The organism is Gracilimonas qinghaiensis (assembly GCF_046602855.1).
Lineage (GTDB): Bacteria > Bacteroidota > Rhodothermia > Balneolales > Balneolaceae > Gracilimonas.
Genome location: NZ_JBKINJ010000001.1, coordinates 525,743 through 547,310, shown reverse-complemented (window position 1 = coordinate 547,310; position 21,568 = coordinate 525,743). Strand labels below are relative to the sequence as shown.

The following is a 21,568-nucleotide window of genomic DNA, read 5'->3' as shown; positions in this document are numbered from 1 at the left end:
ATTAAATAAAGCTCAATTTTCAGACTCTGCTTCTTTTACAATATTGTCGATCATGGAAGAAAAGATGAATGAATGGATCGGGTACAGAGCATACCAATACAATAACCCCATTAATCCTTTGGGTGCAAAGTAGGCAGTTTGAACCAGTTTGGTCTTTCCCGATTCCTCATCAGTGCTCGCCTGAAATTCCAGCCAGGCACGGCCCGGTACTTTCATTTCTGCCCGTAGCCTTAAGATCTCTCCCGGTTTGATAGCTTCCACCCTCCAGAAGTCCAAGGCATCTCCGATTCGAAGTTTTTGTGGATGGCGGCGTCCTCTTCTAAACCCAACACCCCCAACAAGCCGGTCCAGAATACCACGTAATTTCCAGGCCCACTCAAAGGTCAGCCATCCTTTTTCCCCACCGAGTCCTGTAAATACTTCAAATACTTTTTTCTGAGGTACATCTATTTTTCGAATGCGGCGTTCAATATTCAACCCTTCTTTTGTTTCAAGGATAACGGGCCGTTCATCGCCTTTACTGCTTATAAGGGCATCATTCCAGGTGGTTTCCACTTCGTCAGTGTCAAGACGGGCTAGCGCAAGTTCCACTGCTTTTTTGTAAGAGATCGGTTTCACTTCCGGAAATAATCGTCTGGCCTTATCATTCTGAACCAGTACATCATTTTTTAAACCCTCGATAAGCGGTCTGGCAAGAGATGCAGGGATGGGCGTCATCCAATGAACCCAATGTGATGAGAGTCCCGGTGAAAGAAAAGGAACCGGTATCAAAAGTCGTTTAAGACCCTTGATTTCAGCATACATCTTCATCATATCCGCATAGGTAATGATACTGCTGCCCCCAATACCAATGATCTGATTTTTTGTCTCCGGCTTTTCTATGGCAAGAACAAGATATTGAAGCACATTGCGGATGGCTATAGGCTGCACCTTACTATAAACCCACTTCGGACTGATCATTACAGGGACTCTTTCCGTCAAATAACGGATCATTTCAAACGATTTACTGCCTGATCCTACTACAATAGCAGCCCGAAATTCTGTAACGGCCACACCTGATTCCCTGAGTACCTCTCCCGTCTTTTGTCTTGATGCAAGATGCTCAGACAGGTTATCGTCCGGGTTTCCAAGTCCGCCCAGGTAGAGGATGCGATCAACTCCGGTTTGATTGGCAGCCTCACCAAAATTTCTGGCGGCCTGCATATCACGTTCGTGGAAATCGGCATTACTCTTGCCGCTCATGCTGTGGATGAGATAATAGGCTACATCAACATTTTCCATGACCTTCGGTAGTGTTTCCGGTTCAAGCACATCACCTTCAACCACTTCTACATCTTTGATCCAGTTTCGGCCTTCAAGACGTTCGGCATCACGGGTTAGTACCCTAACATCATATCCTTTACTGAGAAGCTGAGGAACCAGCCTTCCACCTATATATCCCGTTACTCCGGTTACCAATATCTTTTTACTGTCAGACAAAGTCTTATCCCATTTTGATTAGTCGCAAGTTACCATTAATAACAACAGTAATATCAAAAAAGGTTCTCTAACGGTTCAAATATATGTGCGTCAGCCAGATAAGCGAACCGAAGAAAAGAACTCCCCCAATTGGAAAAGTTATGAAAAGATACCATCCTGACATCAAAAGGTTGTTGAGGATACCACTAACATCCATACCGGCAATAATACAAGGTTCGACCGACCCTTCAGTTAATCTACAGCTACTGAGGTTTGCTATCAGTTTCACCATCGAAACAAGAATAAGAGGAAATACAGCAATAACAGCTGATAGTAAAAGTCCGATCAGAGGTTTTTTGAGAGATCGATTCATAATGCAGTAGTTTTTTTCAGAAATAACCTGACTTCACAATTTTCTCAAAACCAAAGAGCAAAACAGACTAACTGCGGATCAGATACTGAAATTTCACAAAGAACTCACGCTGAGTCTGGCGGTAGCCCCAGTATGACCGGTTTGCAGAGTCATCGTAGAAATCGGTGTGATAGCTCGTCATACCAATATAAAATTTAGTGAAGGCATTGGCTTTGTAATATAGAAGCGGATAGATCTGCACTTCCTCACTAAAGGAATTGTATTCGGTAATAAGCCGTGCAAATAATCTCTTGGTGAAATTATACCGGGTATTCAGGCGATAAATATCACCGCTGTAGTAGGTTTGATCCCCGCCATCCTCTGATAACTTGGAATAATTATAATTCAGGGTCATTCTGAAACGGGGAGTGGGTTTAACTGTGGCATTTGCTGAGATATTATATCCTATACCTACAGTTGGAACCTGTGCGCGATTGATATTTCTTCCGTATTCAAAACTGCCGCCAAAGGAAAAGGTTTCCAGAGTGTTTGACCTGAAGCTAATGTTACCACGGTAAATATTCCGAAACATCTGGCCCCTGAACCGCTCATCATTGAGGGGCAGGAATCTGATATTGAGATCGTTTTGACCTACCAACTTATTATCGAACCGAACAAATATGAATCGTTCCTGAAATTCACCGTCAAAGTCATACCGCCAGTTTCCACTCGCTCTAAGTGAGCCCTGAGAAAGAAAGTTGTTATCAGGGTAATACGAGATACCCTGACTGAAACCTATCTGTCGTCTGTCTACATTATTGATAAAGCCCGATTGTGTTTGTAAAGTCGGTGAATAGGATTCGTAATCCACCGAGAAGTTATAATACTTGGATTCCCTTGAAAACTCCGTACTGAGCAAGGTTCCCCCAAATTGTTCTCCGTTGAAAGTGGCATCATAAGAGGAACTTCCAAGGGTCCTGGGATCAAAAAAGAGATTCACGTCATCCAGTTCACGCGTATTTGAGTAGCCGGCCTGCCCCCTGAAGTAGTAATTAGGCGCAACAGCCAAAGCCCAGTCAACGCCACCAACGTAGTTATGACCGCCCTCGTAATTTCTGGTGGTGATCAATGCCCCGAGATGTGATTCCTCACCCAGATTATATTTTCCTCGAATGATATTATTGTAGGCATTCAAATTGGTCTGAACCTGAGAACTGCGCTCCCTGCCCGGAACAATAAATGGGGCATCACGGTCATAGGCTGAAAGAAAAGCAATACTAAAACTATTGGTCGCACGGGTAAACTTTGCAGCAGCAAAAGGATTATTGATAGTTCTTGAGTAATAAAGATTCTCCCGCGTGCTGAAAAGATCCGATCCTTTCACAAAAAACGGGCGCTTTTCAGAGAAATACAGAGCAAAAGTTTCATTAACGCTGATCTGCGAGGCATCTGTTTCGATCTGACTGAAATCCGGATTTACCACAGCCTCCAGTGAGCTGTTGGTAGTTGGAGAATAGGAGATACTTCCCCCCGCCTTGGTATGAATTCTCTCATTATTGAAACCCGACTCTGCATCATTCTGATCCAGAAGTGCCCCGCGATGAGTGGCTGCAGCATAAGGCAGGATCTCTACCGTTTTAGCACGTTCAATATCCCTGATATTGCTCAGTTCACCACTCTGACAAAGCAGACAGGGATTGTCCATACTCACATTGGTCCAGGAGAGCTGGTAGCGATTTCTACGTGGATAATTCCTGATAAACTGAATAGCCCAGTTTTGAACACCTTTATCCGGAAAGTTAAAGCTCTTGAACGGGATCTTCATGACGGCAACGTAGCCGGAATCTGTAATGAACGCTTCAGAATACCAGAGGGCATCAAAGCTGAAGTCCTCTGAGGTAGCTGTACGCGTGGCATCCATCTGAATACCGAGCGGATTGACTACAAATTCGTAGGCCTGCTGATTATTACTGTAGGTGTCCAGAATCACACCAACGTAATCGTCTCCAAAAAATCCGTCCCGATCAGTTACATTAGCTCTGATTCTGGCAGGTTCGGGATCATCACTTTCAAAACCGATATACAGGTGATCTCTACTGTAAAGCACTTTTACTCTTGTTTCCACAGGAGCCGCTTCCTGATCGTTTGGCTGCCGCTGATATCTAAGCAAAGTTGAACCTACTTTGTTCCAGGCAGGATCATCCATCCGGCCGGTGATATCAAAATCATCGGCTATTTCAGCTGGTTCGTAACTGAAATTCAGCGCGTTTTGCTGATCCTGAGCCATTCCGGTTCCAGGCGCAATAATCCCACAGACCACACATAAGAATATAAACGAATAATAGTAACCGGTCTGACTCATATACTTCTATTTCAACTCTTAGAATTTTCCCGAGTGATAATATCGGTTTGTGAGTGACCCGTTTTATAAAATTTGTATAAAAGAATGGCTGGACGTCAAAAACATACCTTAATGACAGTGCTGATGAGACTCAGACCACTGCTGTCCGGTCGGGCAATCGGGAACACCTTGTGTCTCACCAGACATAGCTGTTCCCCAGAACCAAAGGCCCAATAGCACAATGACTACAAGACCTGCTACCCCCAGCTTTGAGGATAACTTATTTTTGTCTTTTTCTATGCAGCAATTCTTATACTTTTTGCCGCTTCCGCAATGACATGGGTCGTTTCTTTGTAGCTTTTCAGACATGGTCTTAGAAAGATTTCGTTTACATATGCCTTAATGTAGTAAGATTAGGGGAATCTGAAAAATCAGTTGGAATCTCTTTTTTACCAAAGCTATTACTCTTTGTATTTGATCTCCCGCACAGCTCTAAATTCCTGATCATTGTACCAATTTATAAAGTAAGCCAACTCTCGGTTCCATCCTTCAAATTCTTTATCCAGCAGTTTCTTGGCTTTGCTATACTCTCCCATTTCCCGGTAGATTTCAGCCATTTGCAGCCTTTCATTATCATTCTCTTCATCAAGAAATTTCAGGTAAGCAGTTAAATTTTCGATCTCGCGTTTAAGCAAAGGTGGATAGTCTGAAGTAGATATTCTCCTCACATGATTCCCGGACCACCACAGAGTTCTTCGGGCATGTACTTCTTTTCCCCTGGCAGAGCTCCCCTCATTCAGGTACTCTCTTAACTGATGATCCCGTGCAGGCTTTGGTTTCCAGGCCCTTTTAAAGATATCATCCTCATCGTTAATGGGAAGATCGTATTGATGTCTTTTGAATACTACCTCGTGCTCATCCAGCCAAACTGCCTGATCGCAATGAGGGCAACATACATACCATGGTTGCTGTATCATCATTGGTGCGGTCATATATCCATCTGTCCAGATCCTTGCTCCAAAAGTATTGCCTGATTCCATGGTTTCTTCTTTAATCAGGTCACCACATTTAGAGCATCTTCGGATGATATCAGGGCCCGGCTTCATGATTTACCACCTTGTTTGTACATTTTTAGTTATTCAAAACTTCAAGAACCCGATTACATATCAAGGTCTTAAATTCTAATTCATATCCTCTTTCTGATTTATTATCGTAAACCTTACTTACAATAACTACAAAACATAAGGGTACAAATGAAATACATTAAAATTACGACCGGAATTTTATTTTGCATGCTTACAATAATGGCTTGTCAGTCCCAACAAACCACTGAGCCACAAGAACCAACCAGCGGAGGCATGATCACGACCGGTGAATTAAGCGGTAGTGAATTTTCCATTGCCACCGGTGATGAGATGGACAATTTCATGGAAATGGTTGAAGCCTTTAATCTGATGGATGCAACAGGCATCTGGGCCTTCTCTGCTGACACCATCACACTAAAACGCGCTGATGGCATCACCGCAGAAGTTACAGTAAGTGATTTTGAAGGCCTCTTTTCAACTATTGATTCCCTTAGCTGGGATATTAAGTCCGTAGTGCCTCTTCAGGTCACCGGCACAAACATCGTCAGGATCATAGCCGACACCAGGGAAGTTATGTATATGAATGACGGATCAGTTACGCGTATAGAGCTTCTCGAAGAATTCACTTTTGAGGGTGGAATTTTGACCGGTGTTCGCCAATGGACGGCGGAGCTACCCCGGGAAGGGATGTAGAACATTTCAAATAAAGCCCATAACTTCCCTTAATTTGATCAGATAAGCCCCGGTTTGGGGGCTTATTTTTTTATGGTATGATTTATGATTTATTTAAAATGAATATCCAAGGTGATCTGCAACAGGTACAATTAAATCGGTTGAGAAAACCTATACTTTAGCCTCATGTTCTTCAACCAACTTGTCGCGCAATTCTTTTAATTTTGCTGATAGACCAACCTTGTAGGTATGTGCGTTATCAAATCGTTTGAACTCTGCCGGCAACTTTTCCAGCTGACTTCGGCTGAATTCTCTGATCTCGACTGCTGACCTGGGTTTGGATATGCGTTTACCTTCCTCAAACACTTTTTCTAATAGTGGTTCCTTATCAAACTCCGTAAGCTCACGTGACATTTTAGAGTCTGAAGGATGATGCATTTTATCCGGATTTGACTCATCATGTAAAGTAACAACCTCACCTCCGTACAAAGAGCCATCTTTATTTATAAGCCGATACACCTGTTTCTTTCCCGGAAGATTTATTTTACTTACTGTTTCAGACAGTTTAAGACGTGGCTTTTCATTTGCATAGGATAACTTATAAACACCGTCAAGCGCAGCATCGGGTCGCCCTGTTACCAAGCTTGTTCCAACACCGAACAGATCGATCGGAGCACCTTCATCAAGTTGATTTTTAATAGCATGTTCGTCGATCTGGTTAGATACCGCAATTTTCACATAATCAAGACCCGCTTCATCCAGCATTTTGCGTGATTCTTTGGCCAGCCATGCCAGGTCTCCACTGTCGAGCCGGATACCTTTAAGCTTATCTCCCCGCTCCTCCATTTCTTTACCAACCTTGATCGCATTTGGCACTCCGCTTTTTAATGTATCATAAGTATCCACAAGCAAAACACAATCATTGGGACGAATCTCAGCAAAATCACGGAATGAATCAATTTCTTCGTCATAACGCTGAACGAAAGAATGTGCCATGGTTCCCGATATGGGGATACCATAATCACGACCGCTTCTCACATTACTGGTAGCATCAAAGCCTCCAATGTAGGCTGCACGGCTTGCTGAATATCCGCCGAGGCCCGGTGCTCGGCGCAATCCGAAATCTACCAATTTACGATCTCCGGCTGAGAGTCTCATCCGGCTTGCTTTGGTTGCTATTAAGGATTGATAGTTCAAAGTGTTCAGGATGAGCGTTTCAAGCAATTGAGCTTCAATAATAGGAGCTTCAACACTAACTACAGGCCTGTTTGGAAAGATCAGATCCCCTTCTTTGGAAGCTCGCATAGTTCCGGTAAAACGAAAGTCTTTAAGGTAATCAAGAAACTCTTCATCCATGCCTTCGTCCTTCAACATGTCCAAATCTTTTTGGTCAAACCGCAGATCTTCTATAATATCGAGCAGATCCTCAAGTCCCGCAAAAATTGCATATCCTCCCTCGAAGGGTAATTTTCGGAAAAAGTAATCGAAAATAGCTGTCTCTTCCTTTAGCCCCTTGTGAAAATAAGTCTGAGACATCGTTATCTGGTACTGATCGGTATAGGTGGCTGTGTAATCCAACATGCGTGATAGATTTATTTTGAGATTATATTTTTGAGATTATATTAGGGAGACCCGGTGGCCGTAATATCAGAGATTTCCTCATCCTTCCACTTAACACATTCATAGGTAACAGAAGTCCCCTGCCTTGTAAAAATATACATACGGACGCTCACAGATCCGGCAATATAATTGAAACCCTTTAACTGTACCTAAACCGGGAGGTCAACTTGCTTACACAAAGATCATTAGTTTATCAGGAATGATGAAAAGGTTTTTTATATTGATACTTAGTCAACCATCATCTAGCTAGTTATAAACGCCAATCACGAATAAAGGACTTTAAATATGGAATACCTGATCATAGCACTGAAACTTATTGTTGGTTTAAGCATTCTAAACGTGTGGCTTGTCCGTTCGAAAAAATCTACAGCCTGGAGAGGAGGCGATGCAGACACTATCGTTGAAGAATTTAAAGCTTATGGCCTTCCCATTTGGTTTATGTGGGTTACAGGCACGGTAAAAGTAGTGCTTGCCATCCTTCTTTTAGCCTCTATATACTACACACAGGTTGAAGCTATTGCCGCTTATGGAATCGCCTTTTTGATGCTGGGAGCTGTAACCATGCACTTGAAAATCGGTGACCCCATAAAAAAATCTTTTCCGGCTTTTTCATTTCTGATACTTTCTCTTGTTATCGCAGTACTCTGATATCTCACCGCAGTATATCATAGAAGCTGATCATCACCCAAGCATTGACCAGCATAAAAAACAGAGACGGCAAGGACTGAACGAAGCTGTCTTTTATTTTTATGCGAACCATAAAAGCAACGAGCATCATGAGCGTGAATCCGGCAGCGGCAAAGAGCCCGATGTATGGGAAGTACAATCCTGTTAACAGGCCGACCGATCCTGAAATCTGCAAAAACCCTGTCAGCTTACGCTTATTATCAGTCAGTCCGAATCGTTTAAATTCTTCTATCATCATCTGCGAATTTAAAGACTGGAAACCGTAAAAAAGAAAAAACAGCGCATTTAAGACTAAAATGAATTGGGATACTACGGTCATAACCCTGAATTTAGATTGTATAGATTGCTATGAAATAGTTTTCATTTTGCTGCATGATCTTAATGAATAGATGATCTTTCTTCTGCCATGGAGCCACAGAAGATATATGTTAAAGCATCTCTTAAGAACTTTCGTTCAGTTTTAAAACGATTCCGGATCTATCATTTTGTTAATAACTCAAAACTACACTCACTTTTACTTTTAAAGACAAAACAAAGCCTGCCTTTCAGGCGCTCACTATTTTATAAATGAAAGATGAGTATTGAATTTGAATTAAAGGCTCAAATTCTTTTTAACATCATATATTGAAGCGATTGGTAACTTACCTTCCGGCTTGATACCGTAGTACGAAGGTGAGTTATTAATTGCATTCGTAGTTCATCAAATAAAATGATCAATAAACACACACTTGCATTAGCTGTGGGTTTCGTTCTCCTTTGGAATTCGGGATTCATTGGAGCGGAGTATGGCCTCCCCTACACCGGACCGTTTACCTTAGTTTTTTGGCGATATCTGGCGTTGACGTTATTCCTTGCCGGCTACCTGTTGCTGAAAAAACGCCTTCGATGGGTTGGCTGGAAAGTGGCTGGATCTAATATGCTTATTGGAATACTGGCTCACGGTGTGTGGCTGACATGCGTATTGTTTGCTCTCGATAATGAGGTACCGGCCGGTATCGTGGCCTTGGTTGTGGCCCTACAACCTCTGGCTACCGGAGCTCTTTCCGGTTACGTTACCGGAGAGCGCACTAACATCTATCAATGGTTGGGCTTGGTCCTTGGATTCACGGGAGTTTTAGTAACTGTGAGCTTTCGAATCGATTTTTCCAGCTATCGATCTGTGTTCGGTTACCTGATCCCACTGGTGTCTGTAGCAGCGATCACCATTGCAAGCCTGATACAGCGAAGAATAGAAATAAAACCCGAAACCAATAAATTACCGATCGACCTAACGCTGTTTTACCAAAGCCTGGCCACAACAGCAGTACTGGCATTACCTGCTATCTATGTTGAGCATCTTTATACTGAGTGGGATCCGGTCTTCATTTACACTATGCTCTGGCTCATTCTTGCGGTATCACTGGGGGCATATGCATTGATGTGGCTTTTGATCGAACGTATAGAGGCTATCCAGGTAGCCAGTTTATTTTACCTTGGTCCGCCCGTGACCATGTTAATGGCCTGGATCGCATTCGGCGATACCATCAGGGTAATGGATGTTGCCGGCCTTGTAATCGTATTCTTTGGCGTGTTTTTAACCCAGTTCAAAACTCAAAAGATCGCAAGTGCGAACAATGTGAACAGTTAGGCTGAGAGTTAAGAAAAAGCAGATTTGAATTTATGTAAGACAGATCAACAAAAAAGGCCCGAGTGTTTAAACTCAGGCCTTCGAATTTCAAGATTATTGATCAAAAGTTGGATCTAGCTTTATCAAAAGCGTTTGAAAGTGTTTTCAGGCTTTCATCCAATCCTTTTTTCAGATCTTCCCAAGCGTTATCAGAAGCCTTTTTTAAAGACTCAAACTGACTGGAGATCTCAGTTCTCTTCTTCTTGAGCTCATCAATTTGCTTCTCTACATCTGCTTCTACTTCACCCTTAGATTGTTTTGCCTTGTTTTCCAGCTCCTCAAGTTTAGTATCCCACTCTTTAAGCTTTCCGGTTAGTTCCTCGATATATTCTTCTCTTTTGCTCATACAAGTACCTTATTTATTTATTAATGTGATTAATGATATGTACAAATATTAATGCTTTTGTAAAAACTTTAATTCAGAATTTTATAAAAGAACTATGGATATAGACCCATTCGCGCATGAGCGGCAAGTGGAAACTCACCAACCACACCGATCAGTTTTATGCGTTGATCCGGGAAATTCATGGGGATCACCCGGAGTTTCCGGAACACGATCGGATCTCTCAGGTACCACGCATTGGCAAAGTAAGCAGCTGGAACATCCTGGCAAAGGCAGAGACTACCAAAGTTGCCACTTTTAAGTACCCGCTTCACTGCAGGCTTAAAAGAAAATGCAAAAGAGATTTGATTTGAAGAAACGCATTACGAACCAAAGCTTCGAGACGAGATCAAAATGTTAATTTTTTATATCTACAACTAAACGCGGCGGATTTTTAAGTGTGAGCACTTGAAATTTATTAGGCGATGCAACAGATGCGATCCATGTAACATAATTTTCAAAATCGCATACGGTTGTTAATCGCAATAGATTTGGATGGTTCGGTTCAAGATCTCTCTGGCTAACTGTTGAATTTCCATTTTTATGCATTCTGGCAGACAAAAACTTGATCATCAGCCAACCATCACCCGGCAGATAAACGGCTTTACCGGAACCACACTCACGAACAGGTTCGTCAACATACTCAATATGAAAGCCGGGGATATCTGATCCGCTGAATTCAAACACAATCCGGTCATGATCATCATGGCGCGCAGTACGTACGTCCTGAACTATTGCAAAAGTAGCGGGTGGAATACGAGTGCTGTCATGTACGATGCCCGCCGTCCAATTTGAAATAGTGGTTGGTAAGGGCGAAGGTGCAGTCGCATCTTCCGTTTTTTTATTATTGGTACAAGCTGTGACAAAACATGCAGTTATTGCCAAAAGTAACACCCGAGACATGAGTAATTGATGCATGTAAAGCTATGAGATCATTTTGGGATTACGACCTAGCGTTTAACCGGCGCGGTGATTAACATTTCTTTGAAGTAGCGAAATTAATTCCTTACAAACAAGTTTGATCGCACCCCGTCTGTGTCCGCTTTGAAACGCTTTGTTAGGCATTGCAGAGACAAATGAAGATAATACTTCTAATCCACCCAATCGTTTGCTTGTATCAAGATCCTGCCGATTAAAAAGAAATAATATTTGTAGTTAGGGGTAAAGGATATCATTGAGTGTACTACAGTAACAACAAACATCTAATTACCAACTTAATCAACTTAACCTTTATGGAATAAACGATACAATCTGCTTCTATTTTTAATTTTAGATAGATTTTTATTCCACCGTTTATTTTATAAAGCATCAAAAATCACTAACTGCAGTCATTATGAAAACCTCAAAAATATTTTCTTTATTCGTATTAGCAGGTGCATTACTTATTACTACTGCTTGCTCAAGCGACAGTGGCGACTCACCTTCTATTGGTATAAACTTTAGTACAAACACTAGCAGTTCAAGTTTATCAAAAGCGTCAAATCAAAATCAAAGCTTAGCTAACTACCTTACATTCTCAAGTGGGACAATAACACTGACTCAAATACAGTTCGAAGTTGAGAGTGATGAAGGAGATTCCGTTGAGGTGAACATTGAGCAAATCGTAAATATTGATTTTGCCACAGGAGCAACCTCACCTGATCTAAGCGACCTCGAATTACCTGTTGGCACTTTTGTTGAAAGTAGAGTCGAGCTGGAATTACTTGATGAGAATAGTTCGCCTTCTGTAGTTATTGAAGGTACATTCGAAGATAGTAATAATCAGTCTCATCCCATTCGATTTGAGTTCAATTCCGGAGAGACTTTCGAAGTTGAAAGAGAAGGTACAGTGACCTTTGATACCGGAATGAATGTGATTGCAGAAGTAACCTTTGATCCAATCGTTTGGTTTGCCAGTGTAACCACCAGTATGCTGGAACAAGCAACAAAAAATAATGATGGCGTTATCGTCATCAGCGAAACCAGTAATAGTGTCATTTTTGATATGGTCGCTGACGGACTTGACCTGGCCACCGAAGTAGAGCTCCAGTTTTAATATTTAATATAAATGGGGAGAGCTTTTCTCCCCATTTTTCATTTCAGACATACATTTAGCTCATCCGAATGTATCTGACCATTGCCTAACGGTTTGGTGGCAAAGCGGCGAGGCGAGTAATTTTCCAAAATTTTAAACCGCAAACTCGTCCCCTTAATGCGCGGGTTATAGGGCCTCAACTATTGTCTGTATTTTTATCGCTTTCATAATTTATGAACCTTTGTACTTTTTCTATGTCTATGGATGAATCTAATATCTCTAACTCTAAGGCTTCTTCATAAAATTTTACCATTCCAGCTTTCATTAAAGACATGTCTTTTTTCCACACAGGCTTCATATGTTTGATCCATAATTTTAGTTCTTTCTCAGTTGTTAAATGAGAATTCTGCTGGTTTACAAAGAACTGGGCTTGTTTAAGTATTGTCTTTGCTAATTTTTCATCGATTACTTTAGATGGAATACTCCATTTATCACCTTTGAAGTAATCTGTATAAATTGAAAGTTGTTTTAGGTTTTCGACTTTATCTTTCGATTTGTCATCTATAAACATAAACTTCAAATCATCGATATTTTCGGCACCATCTTTTATATAATCGGAAAAGAATAGTCCCCAATTCTTTTCTTGATGGGTCCGGAAATTCTTCCAAACCTTATTTAAATCTTTTTGTCCATCTTCGAGTAGAATTGATCTTAAAATTGGGATTTTTCCGATTTCTTCAATGGCCAAAATAGAAAGTGTTACAGTCCTCTCATATCTATTATTTGCAAAAAGTAATTCTGCATCTGCTAGCAGGGAATTCGCATTTTCTGTAATTATTTCTATACCCTTGGAAGCCTTTTTGGGTGTTAAGCTCTGATTATATTGAGTACTCTTCATTAATCTGATGAATTGATTTTTAGCTAGGCCCTATAACGACCCAGCGTTTAAGCGGCGAGCCGAGTTGTTAAAATTAAGGTTCCGAACCCTAAACGAGTCCGCTTGAAACGCCTTGTTATACCGCTGGAATCATTGTTTATGATCTTCATCTTTAGACAATAGGGAAATTTCCTCTTGAATAGCACGATTGCAAAGCCATTTAAGTTTATACAAATCATCTATTTCATCTTGGGTCAAATTACTTTTCCCTCTATGCACGATTTTAGATCTAGTATCATAGATTCTTTTAAAATCTTTCAATATTTCATCTCTTTGGGATTTACTTCTACCAATCAAATAAGCACATCTATTTCTAAGAAGCTCACCAAGTCCGATTATATCTGATATTGATTTGTCACCCAATAAAATTTCTATTGAAGTAATTGATTGGATAAATCCTAGTAACTGGTTCTCACTACAGTAGCTATCATATAGCCACTGACTAGATTTTAATATTGTTTCATTATCATCAGGACTCTCAAAAACAGTTTTTATTTTCTTTAGCTCGGAGCTAATTATATAATCTAATTGATCCTCATGATTATCTACCCAAGTATTCCAAATACCAAGAGATTGAAACCGATTACTAAAAGATTCAGAAAATGAGTGATTTTGACGCGCTGACCATGATTCCTCCTTTCTTTGATAAACAACAATCTTTGATTCAAATGAAGAGTTAAGATAATTGCTCTCAAAATTAAGTAAACGAAGTGCAAGAGATATACCAAGTAATGATTTACATGTTTCTTTAAACTTAATCAGTGGCCTTGTTTGCTCGTATGAAGTAATAAAACCTTCAACTTCAAATCTTATATAGAGGTCGTCCGAATCCCATTCTGTCTTTTTATCCAAAAAGTCTAAACTAATAAAACTTTTGGATGGATTGTGGGCAGGAGGATTTGGAAAACTAGTGTTAAAGTCTTCGTCAGGAGAAACTAAAGACAGACTATCAGATAATATATACTCTGTATCGTCCATGGCGTGAATAAATCTGGTGGAAACACTCCGAGGAAGTTTAAGAAAAAGAGAATATGTGTATGGTAGAGAATTAAAATCATCAATTAATTCTTCAGCGAGTACTTGGAGGTTCTCAAAACCTTCAAGCTCATTTAGTGATTGTAAAGGAGATTCGCTGTCGAATTCAAAATTTGAATCAAGCCTGTCTTGGATATTACCAAATATGAAACTCGATAAAGGGTTTTCACCAACCCAATTATATAAACGATTTTGAAATTCATCATTTTCAGGAAGAATTCTATCTATATCTGACAAAATATCTAAGCTTCTGTAGTCGATGAATGTATTATTTCTGACTCGTATTTCTTGAAGGTTCCCAGATAGAAATTCAATCAATCTTGTCTTGCAACCTGGATGTAAGTCTAATGGCATTGCTTTTAAATTCAGGTTATCAGCGGTATAACGGTTTGGCAAATAAGCGGCGCGGAGATTAGAATGTAATAAAAGTGAGGATATTCATTTTCAGGAAAATAGGTGGATTAATTTCGTCCGCGTCCGCTTAATTTGCTTTGTTAGTTGCTCTCAATCTTAATTACTTCGAGAGCTTTTTCTAAAAATTCATCCCGATTACTCCTTACCGCGTCAATGGATCGCTCTACAACAAAGTCAGGTTCGTATCCTATAAGATGTAGTTGAGACTCATCATGTTTGAGTACTTTCATTCCTGTCCACATGATTCGACAACCACCCGGGAGGTCAATATGATTCGTATTACCGTTTGTACCTGCAGTTGGCTGCCCAATTAATGTAGCAAGATTATAGTGATCAATAATACCCATTGTTGTTTCACCACTTGATACTATTCCAGGTGCATTTAATATGACATTATTAGCTTTAATAAATGGTTTTTTTGGAGCAATTGACCAAGTTGAATGGTCAAACTGCATATTTCTCCGGTCAGGATAAATTAATTCAGGGGTATACCAGTTAGGCGACTGAACCTCCTTGTTTATTAAATATGGAACAACATTAAACATACTGAATGAAGAATTACTCCCGTTGCGATAATCAAATATAATCCCCTTGGCTTTTGATAGGTTTTCAAGGTTCTCTTCAAAAACTCTTTTGGTAATTTTTCTCAGATTGATCAGATAAATATCGTCTTCAATCATTTCAATAGCCGGATAATCGAACTCTCTGACGGTAGTAAATAGATTTGCCGTAGTTGTTCTTGAAACTTCCACCGTTTCTGTTTCACCTGATGCTTTTTCCAGCTCAAATAAAGCCTGATATTCTTTATTTCCGGCGGCAAACATATTCAAAGCCCTGTGTTTACGTAATTGGGGAGATCCTGAAACCAATTCAATTCTTCTGTTCAGCTCCTCAAGAGCAAGAATTCCATCCACTCTATTTATGATATCACCAACCTCAATTTCATCAATTTGGCTGGCAGTCACCACAATATTTCCCTCCAATTCATCCACTTTGATTGGCGCTTTGTATAATCGAGTGGTATCAAGACATGTAGTCACACCATGTCCATCCTCTAATTGTGCGACCATCCATTGCAGTGTTTCCAGGAATTCATCTTCGTTTTGGCCTTCTAGGGTTCTGCGAAGTGAAGTTTTTAAAACCTTATCCCAGTTAACTTCCACCACATCAAAATAGGGATAAAAGTGTTGAAAGATGTTCCAAGCAAGGATAATATTGGCAAGACGCAGATTCTCATCATTTGTTGAAGCATGGTTGAAATCTATCTGGTCAATTTCATTTTTATAGAAATTAAACGACTTCTCAGTTTGGGGTAGTGTGTAATCTTCTGTGCCATACAAAGCCAATGGCACTTCACTCCATAAATCTTCACTGATCTGTTGTACAGCGGTTTCACCAACAGATGGAGTTTGGTCAAAGAGCTTCTGCTTTGACGTTATCCTGAATATTTTATTCCCGGTATTTGAATTGTCTGTATAAACTCCATATTCAAATACACCCATACTGTTAACTTCCCAATCTGCCGGACCTTCCGGTGTTTCAAGAGTGAAATCCTGATTTTTCAAGGGGTAAGTCGTCCAATCTGATGAACTGGAACTGTATTCCAATTTAAGATCATCAATGTGTAAATCCGTATCACCCTGCATCTGAAACCCCACGAGGAGCGTGCCAGTATTTTCTTCAATATCAGCCTGAAATTCATAATAAACCCATTCACTGCTACTTTTATCTAACTTAATCTGTTGACTGACAACATTCTGATTCTCAGTAACTAGAATTAGCTCAGCTTTACTTTCCTGATTTTCTATACCAGATCGAAAAGAACTTCTAAATCTTATCTGTTTGCCACTTAGTAACTCAGAATCTAAATATTGAAAGAGGGCATTAGATCGGGTTACATTGAAATCATTCCTGTGTGTTCGGGAACTTCTGTAAGGCTGATGATCTGTTCCAAGATATACACCTCTATGTTGCCAGGCGATAGTTTTCAATCCGGTTGTGTCCGTACCAATTATATCGAGATATGATGAAAGAAAATGTTTTTCTTTGGGTTTTTCGTCATGAATAGAAAGGGTGGCTGCTATCGGTGAAAAGACTACTTCAAGTGCTTTCTTCAGGTCTCGGTCATTCTGTGGATTTTTTAAAGTCTCCACACCGTGTACGGCTAATTTATCCCAATCGATATCCATTGCCTCATCACTGGGATGGAAATATTTTACATGGCCATAAACTTTTGCAAAAGCCGTCAAGTTCTCAATTTTTCGATCTAAAGATTTATCGCTTTGAGAAATTTCACAAGCACTCAAAAGAATAAGTAACGATAGTAAAAGTAATTTTTTCACATCATTGATATAATTATCGATTGGCAACTAACATAATATTATCCGAATGAGGGGTTTGTTAGGGCGAACCGTGTAAAACCCCTTGGAACCGCTAATTTGCCCCTTTTGATTCGCATAATGTGATTATTTGGATCTTATCCGAACGGTCGTTCGCCTAAGGTGTTCGTATAAGATCCAAGTAAGTTGACCTAAGATAATACCTTATCGCACTTTTTCAACTTTGATCTAACCCAAACAACCGTCTTGCTGTCTCGGTCGTCTGTTTATCCACTTCTTCCAGGCTCAAACCAAAAATATCGGCTAATTTCTCTGCGGTGTATTTCATAAATGCCGGCTCGTTTCGCTTTCCCCGCTTTGGCGTGGGTGACAAATAAGGTGCATCCGTCTCAAGGATCATCTTTTCTAAAGGAAGCCGAGCCACAGTCTTGTCTACGCCGCCATTTTTAAAGGTGACTACCCCGCCAATACCAAGATGTAATCCCAGATTAAGGGCTCGCTTACCTTCTTCAACGGTTCCGTTAAAACAGTGCCATACTCCGGTCAGGCTTCCATCCTGCTCTTGTTCAATGATCTCCAGCATGTCATCAGTACTATCCCGATTATGGATGATGATCGGTTTTTGCACCTCTTTGGCTACCCTGCAGTGCAAATGAAAACTTTTCTTTTGCTGCTCCACCAACTCAGTGCTCCAGTAATAATCGAGACCCGTCTCACCCACACCGTAATAATCATCCCTTGAGCAAAATTCGGTTAATTTCGATTCAAGATCTTCAGGCAGCTCATCCGACACTTCAGTCGGATGTATCCCGGCCATCTTATAAAAGCTGATGTCTGTATGTTTAAGCTTTTCCATTTTTGGAATGGAATCCAGATCTATGGCGGGCATAAAGATACCGGTTACCCCGGCTTCAGCAGCCCTCCGGTTCACTTCATCCCGATCATCATCAAACTGTTCCAGGTAAATATGCGAATGCGTGTCGATCATAAAATTAATGCTGTTCACTGATTATAAATTTCTGATCATTGTAAAATAACCATTATAGTCCATCATTACAGGCTAAACACTGAATCTTTAGCGGTATGCAGCTCATAACTTAATACTGTTTGGAAGCATGGTATACGCCATGCGTTTTTAAATGCCAATGCGATCTAATTCACAAGATCTCACGCCGGTTGGAAACAACTTCCCCGGCTCTGAACTAGTTCTTATGCCGTCCGAAAGTATGCTATACGTCCATACAAAATATTTACCGGATCGCAACTCAAATAGTGATGCCGCAGGAGATCTGATCTTTATTTATAGTATAGCATTAAGTACTCGATGGGTGATCTTACTACGGACCTCACCTCGATCTCCATCTGACGGCTTATTGTCAGAAGTTCAGATTCAAAAACTGAAGCCACCGACCCCACAAAACCAATCTCATGTGAGGTGATCTGCTTCGTAAAATGCTGCTTCACCTGGGTCAGGTAAGCTTCAAATCCATCGTGAATGATCTGCTGAATTTGGGGATAATGCGACTTGGGTCCCATCACCCGGCAGATCTCAGCCGCAAAGAGTTTTGCCTCTTTGGTCTTCTTGAACATCAGCGTCATCTTCCCGATATCCTCTTCTACGTGATGATCCAGATAATATCTCAGATCATTGTTTAACGTTCCGGCCGTATACAATTTCATGATCCTCTTACCGATGTAACTTCCGCTTCCAATATCTCCATCCGGAAATGCAACCGAAGGCATCTGTTTCACTACTTTTCCGCCTTCAAAAAAAGCTGCACTCGATCCGGTCCCCAGAATTCCAACCAATCCTGACTTATCACCATAAAGTGCGATGCCGGCACCATCAAGATCGGTTCCAACATGGATCTCAGCAAACTCAAAGATCTCCCTCAGATATCGCTCCACCTCCTGCTTCTTTTCAGCTGAACTGCATCCGGATCCAAAAAATTGGATCTCGTCAACTGACCTCCCTAACAAGTTGGGCTTCAATTCTTTGACAAGCACATTCAAAAACTGCACTGATGTTAGGAGATACGGGTTAAGCCCTTCGGTCTGAATAAATTGTGGCGATCCATCCCCAAGCAACACCCAGTCTGTTTTAGAAGCCCCGCTATCTGCAATTAATTTGTTCATACTACATGGTACATAATTTTCACGAACAGGATTCTTTAAAAAAAGAAAATCTTTCTTTCAGCGAACAGTTATCAATGATCAGTAATCAGGTAAAAGAAAAACCTAACACCTCTCCCCTCGAACCTTACACTCCACTTAGCAATCCACCTTCGAACTCGGTATTATTCAAACGAACCAAATTACCGAATACATGAGCCTGACCTACACCAACTATCTCAAGATCGATGAACTCACTGAACTGCAGGAATATAAATCGCATCCGCCCGAGCACGACGAGTTGCTTTTTATCATTATCCATCAGACCTATGAGCTATGGTTCAAACAGATATTACACGAATTTGGCAAGCTCCGAAAAGACCTTGAAGCCGGCCAAACCTGGGGAACTGTTAAAACTATGCGCCGCGTCCTGACCATATTGAAAACCATGGTCTCCCAGATCGATATTCTGGAAACCATGACGCCTCTTGAGTTCAACAGCTTTCGAAAATTTCTGGGTCAGTCCTCAGGATTTCAATCACTTCAATTCAGAGAAATGGAGATCGTATGTGGACTCCGGTTCCCTCTCATGAAAGAGGCTCACAAGGATCAACCCGAACATATTGAGATCCTTGAATCCCGGATGAAAGAATCCACTTTATGGGAAAGCTTTTGCGCTTACATGCGTACCCGGGGCTGGCAGGTAGATCCCAAAAGAGAAAATGAGAACGGACTGGTTCATGAACCGTCTGATGATATTCAGGATGTTTTAGTGAAAGCCATGCAGGAAGATCCCGAGGCAGCTATGGTAGCCGAACTGTTCGTTGATTATGATGAGGGCCTTCAGGAATGGCGATATCGCCACGTTAAGATGGTTGAGCGAACCATTGGCACCAAAAAAGGTACCGGCGGCTCGGATGGAGCAAAATATCTTCATAAGACCCTTAACAATCCTATCTTTCCCGACCTTTGGGCTATCCGGTCCAAGTTTTAGAATGAACAAAACTTGACAAATTTCAGTTACTGCTACTAAACCAAATAAATCTATTTTTTGATGTCAGATATCGATGCCTTAGCCAACAAGCTCATTCCTCATTATTCACGATTCAACGTTGGCGACCGGCTCCTTTTCACCGGTCACTCCCACCAGGCCTGGCCCGATGTAGCCCGCGAGGGACAAACCGAATATTTTGATGTATGCGCCCGTGATGTGGACAACAAATGGGAAACGGCCTTTGAAAAAACGGAGATACTGCGTGATTATCTCCGGGACTTTTATGATGACCCGGATGGATTCTACTGTCGCGAAGAAAGTACGCATATTCTATTCGTGAGCTGGATGAGCAGCCTTGATCTGAAGAACAAACCCAAGATCATTTCCACGGATGGCGAGTTTCATTCCTTGTTCCGTCAGCTGCATCGGCTTGAAGAGGAAGGACTCGAGTTCGTTCAGGTTCCGGTTCAACCCGATGACACCTTTGCTGAACGCATCATTGGTGAAATGGACGACCGTACTTCGGCCGTAATGCTGTCCAGAGTTTATTTCGAAACATCTCTCATCAATACACACCTGACCGAGATAGCAGCAGCAGCCCGTGAGAAAGGTATTCCTGTGTTGATCGATGATTATCACGGCACGAATGTGGTTCCACTGTCTATTAGAGAAGCGGGACTGGAAGACTGCTTTATCCTGATCGGCGGATATAAATATCTGCAGTGGGGTGAATCCAATTGTTTTCTGCGATTCCCGAAAGACTGTGACTACCGGCCTGCCATTACCGGATGGTTTGCTGCCTTTAGTTCTCTGGATAATCCCCGAAATGATGATCCGGTGGTGTATGATGACGGTGACCAGAGATTTGCAAGCGGAACCTATGATCCATCTTCTCAGTTCCGTGCGGCTAAGGTTGTGGAATTCTTCCGTGAAATGGAACTGACACCACAGGTATTGCGTGAACAATACAAGGCTCAGGTTGCACTGCTTCGTGAGGAATTTACGAGCAAAGACTTTTCCCCATCCCTCATCCGGCTCACTCATGAAGAACCGCTTGACTTGAATGGCGGATTTTTGTCATTGACATCCCCTAAAGCCCGAGAGATCAGAGCAGCCCTGATGGAAAATGGTGTATTTACGGATGCCCGCGGCGAGATCCTCAGGTTTGGTCCGGCTCCCTATATCACCACCGATCAGATCAGGATGGCGATGCATAAACTTGAGCATGTGATCAGGAATTTAGATTGATCACTTCACAATAGTATAAAAAATCAGGTTTTTGAACTAAGTTCATTACTCTCTTCCGATCGTGATTTTAATAATTTGTGTAAGGAATTCAATTTTCAGCCCTCTTACTAAGCAGTGAGGATTGAAATAATGAATTTTGAGTATTGATCGGTGAGGTGTTTGTCAATTACATATATTGAACATATATTGAAAACAGACGCAGTTGGGTGACA

The 21,568-nt window shown here is 41.3% G+C and carries 21 protein-coding genes; 6 read left to right on the top strand and 15 right to left on the bottom strand.

What is annotated here, in order from left to right:
• Positions 1–12: 12 nt before the first annotated feature.
• The 5 genes from ACKGJO_RS02490 to ACKGJO_RS02470 form a co-directional block, all read right to left on the bottom strand.
• Positions 13–1,479 carry an SDR family oxidoreductase gene (locus ACKGJO_RS02490; protein WP_411321815.1) on the bottom strand — a complete coding sequence of 489 codons (1,467 nt, stop codon included), beginning with the start codon at positions 1,477–1,479 and terminating at the stop codon, positions 13–15.
• A gap of 67 nt (positions 1,480–1,546) precedes the next feature.
• Entirely contained in the window at positions 1,547–1,831 is a 285-nt protein-coding gene (locus tag ACKGJO_RS02485) for a hypothetical protein (RefSeq protein ID WP_411321814.1), read from the bottom strand.
• Positions 1,832–1,898: 67 nt separating this feature from the next.
• Positions 1,899–4,172, bottom strand: coding sequence for a sugar-binding protein (locus tag ACKGJO_RS02480; RefSeq protein ID WP_411321813.1), 2,274 nt, complete (start codon positions 4,170–4,172; stop codon positions 1,899–1,901).
• A gap of 108 nt (positions 4,173–4,280) precedes the next feature.
• A complete protein-coding gene (locus ACKGJO_RS02475) occupies positions 4,281–4,520 on the bottom strand; it encodes an SEC-C metal-binding domain-containing protein (RefSeq protein WP_411321812.1) in 240 nt (79 codons plus the stop codon).
• Positions 4,521–4,612: 92 nt separating this feature from the next.
• Positions 4,613–5,257, bottom strand: coding sequence for a hypothetical protein (locus tag ACKGJO_RS02470; protein WP_411321811.1), 645 nt, complete (start codon positions 5,255–5,257; stop codon positions 4,613–4,615).
• A 147-nt stretch (positions 5,258–5,404) separates the two neighbouring features.
• Between ACKGJO_RS02470 and ACKGJO_RS02465 the strand changes: the two genes are divergently transcribed.
• Positions 5,405–5,929, top strand: a complete 525-nt coding sequence (locus ACKGJO_RS02465; RefSeq protein WP_411321810.1) for a hypothetical protein — start codon at positions 5,405–5,407, stop codon at positions 5,927–5,929.
• 150 nt (positions 5,930–6,079) lie between these two features.
• Here ACKGJO_RS02465 and ACKGJO_RS02460 read toward each other — a convergent pair whose 3' ends face one another.
• Entirely contained in the window at positions 6,080–7,489 is a 1,410-nt protein-coding gene (locus ACKGJO_RS02460) for a nicotinate phosphoribosyltransferase (RefSeq protein ID WP_411321809.1), read from the bottom strand.
• A 324-nt stretch (positions 7,490–7,813) separates the two neighbouring features.
• On the opposite strand from ACKGJO_RS02460, the gene ACKGJO_RS02455 reads away from it, so the two are divergent.
• Positions 7,814–8,176, top strand: coding sequence for a DoxX family protein (locus ACKGJO_RS02455; RefSeq protein WP_411321808.1), 363 nt, complete (start codon positions 7,814–7,816; stop codon positions 8,174–8,176).
• 4 nt (positions 8,177–8,180) lie between these two features.
• Here the strand turns inward: ACKGJO_RS02455 and ACKGJO_RS02450 are convergent, their stop codons facing one another.
• A complete protein-coding gene (locus tag ACKGJO_RS02450; protein ID WP_411321807.1) occupies positions 8,181–8,534 on the bottom strand; it encodes a DoxX family protein in 354 nt (117 codons plus the stop codon).
• 390 nt (positions 8,535–8,924) lie between these two features.
• On the opposite strand from ACKGJO_RS02450, the gene ACKGJO_RS02445 reads away from it, so the two are divergent.
• Positions 8,925–9,842, top strand: a complete 918-nt coding sequence (locus tag ACKGJO_RS02445; RefSeq protein ID WP_411321806.1) for a DMT family transporter — start codon at positions 8,925–8,927, stop codon at positions 9,840–9,842.
• 100 nt (positions 9,843–9,942) lie between these two features.
• On the opposite strand, the gene ACKGJO_RS02440 is transcribed toward ACKGJO_RS02445, so the two are convergent.
• The 3 genes from ACKGJO_RS02440 to ACKGJO_RS02430 form a co-directional block, all read right to left on the bottom strand.
• A complete protein-coding gene (locus ACKGJO_RS02440; protein WP_411321805.1) occupies positions 9,943–10,227 on the bottom strand; it encodes a sll1863 family stress response protein in 285 nt (94 codons plus the stop codon).
• Between the two features lie 92 nt (positions 10,228–10,319).
• Positions 10,320–10,538, bottom strand: a complete 219-nt coding sequence (locus ACKGJO_RS02435) for a hypothetical protein (protein ID WP_411321804.1) — start codon at positions 10,536–10,538, stop codon at positions 10,320–10,322.
• A gap of 82 nt (positions 10,539–10,620) precedes the next feature.
• Positions 10,621–11,181 carry an AMIN-like domain-containing (lipo)protein gene (locus ACKGJO_RS02430; protein WP_411321803.1) on the bottom strand — a complete coding sequence of 187 codons (561 nt, stop codon included), beginning with the start codon at positions 11,179–11,181 and terminating at the stop codon, positions 10,621–10,623.
• 415 nt (positions 11,182–11,596) lie between these two features.
• Between ACKGJO_RS02430 and ACKGJO_RS02425 the strand changes: the two genes are divergently transcribed.
• On the top strand, positions 11,597–12,298 hold the full coding sequence (locus ACKGJO_RS02425; protein WP_411321802.1) for a hypothetical protein: 702 nt from the start codon (positions 11,597–11,599) through the stop codon (positions 12,296–12,298).
• A gap of 175 nt (positions 12,299–12,473) precedes the next feature.
• On the opposite strand, the gene ACKGJO_RS02420 is transcribed toward ACKGJO_RS02425, so the two are convergent.
• From ACKGJO_RS02420 to ACKGJO_RS02400, 5 genes are all read right to left on the bottom strand, one after another.
• Positions 12,474–13,175 (bottom strand): AbiV family abortive infection protein, encoded by a 702-nt coding sequence (locus tag ACKGJO_RS02420; RefSeq protein WP_411321801.1) that lies wholly within the window; start codon positions 13,173–13,175, stop codon positions 12,474–12,476.
• A gap of 129 nt (positions 13,176–13,304) precedes the next feature.
• On the bottom strand, positions 13,305–14,486 hold the full coding sequence (locus ACKGJO_RS02415; protein ID WP_411321800.1) for a hypothetical protein: 1,182 nt from the start codon (positions 14,484–14,486) through the stop codon (positions 13,305–13,307).
• 257 nt (positions 14,487–14,743) lie between these two features.
• Positions 14,744–17,005: a S41 family peptidase gene (locus ACKGJO_RS02410; RefSeq protein ID WP_411321799.1), complete on the bottom strand. Its 2,262-nt coding sequence runs from the start codon at positions 17,003–17,005 to the stop codon at positions 14,744–14,746.
• Positions 17,006–17,219: 214 nt separating this feature from the next.
• Positions 17,220–17,990 (bottom strand): TatD family hydrolase, encoded by a 771-nt coding sequence (locus ACKGJO_RS02405; RefSeq protein WP_411321798.1) that lies wholly within the window; start codon positions 17,988–17,990, stop codon positions 17,220–17,222.
• Positions 17,991–18,298: 308 nt separating this feature from the next.
• Positions 18,299–19,138, bottom strand: coding sequence for a hypothetical protein (locus ACKGJO_RS02400; RefSeq protein ID WP_411321797.1), 840 nt, complete (start codon positions 19,136–19,138; stop codon positions 18,299–18,301).
• A gap of 190 nt (positions 19,139–19,328) precedes the next feature.
• Here ACKGJO_RS02400 and ACKGJO_RS02395 point away from each other — a divergent pair, with 190 nt between their 5' ends.
• Positions 19,329–20,108, top strand: coding sequence for a tryptophan 2,3-dioxygenase (locus ACKGJO_RS02395; RefSeq protein WP_411321796.1), 780 nt, complete (start codon positions 19,329–19,331; stop codon positions 20,106–20,108).
• Between the two features lie 60 nt (positions 20,109–20,168).
• Positions 20,169–21,356, top strand: a complete 1,188-nt coding sequence (locus tag ACKGJO_RS02390; RefSeq protein WP_411321795.1) for a kynureninase/PvdN C-terminal domain-containing protein — start codon at positions 20,169–20,171, stop codon at positions 21,354–21,356.
• Positions 21,357–21,568 lie beyond the last annotated feature (212 nt).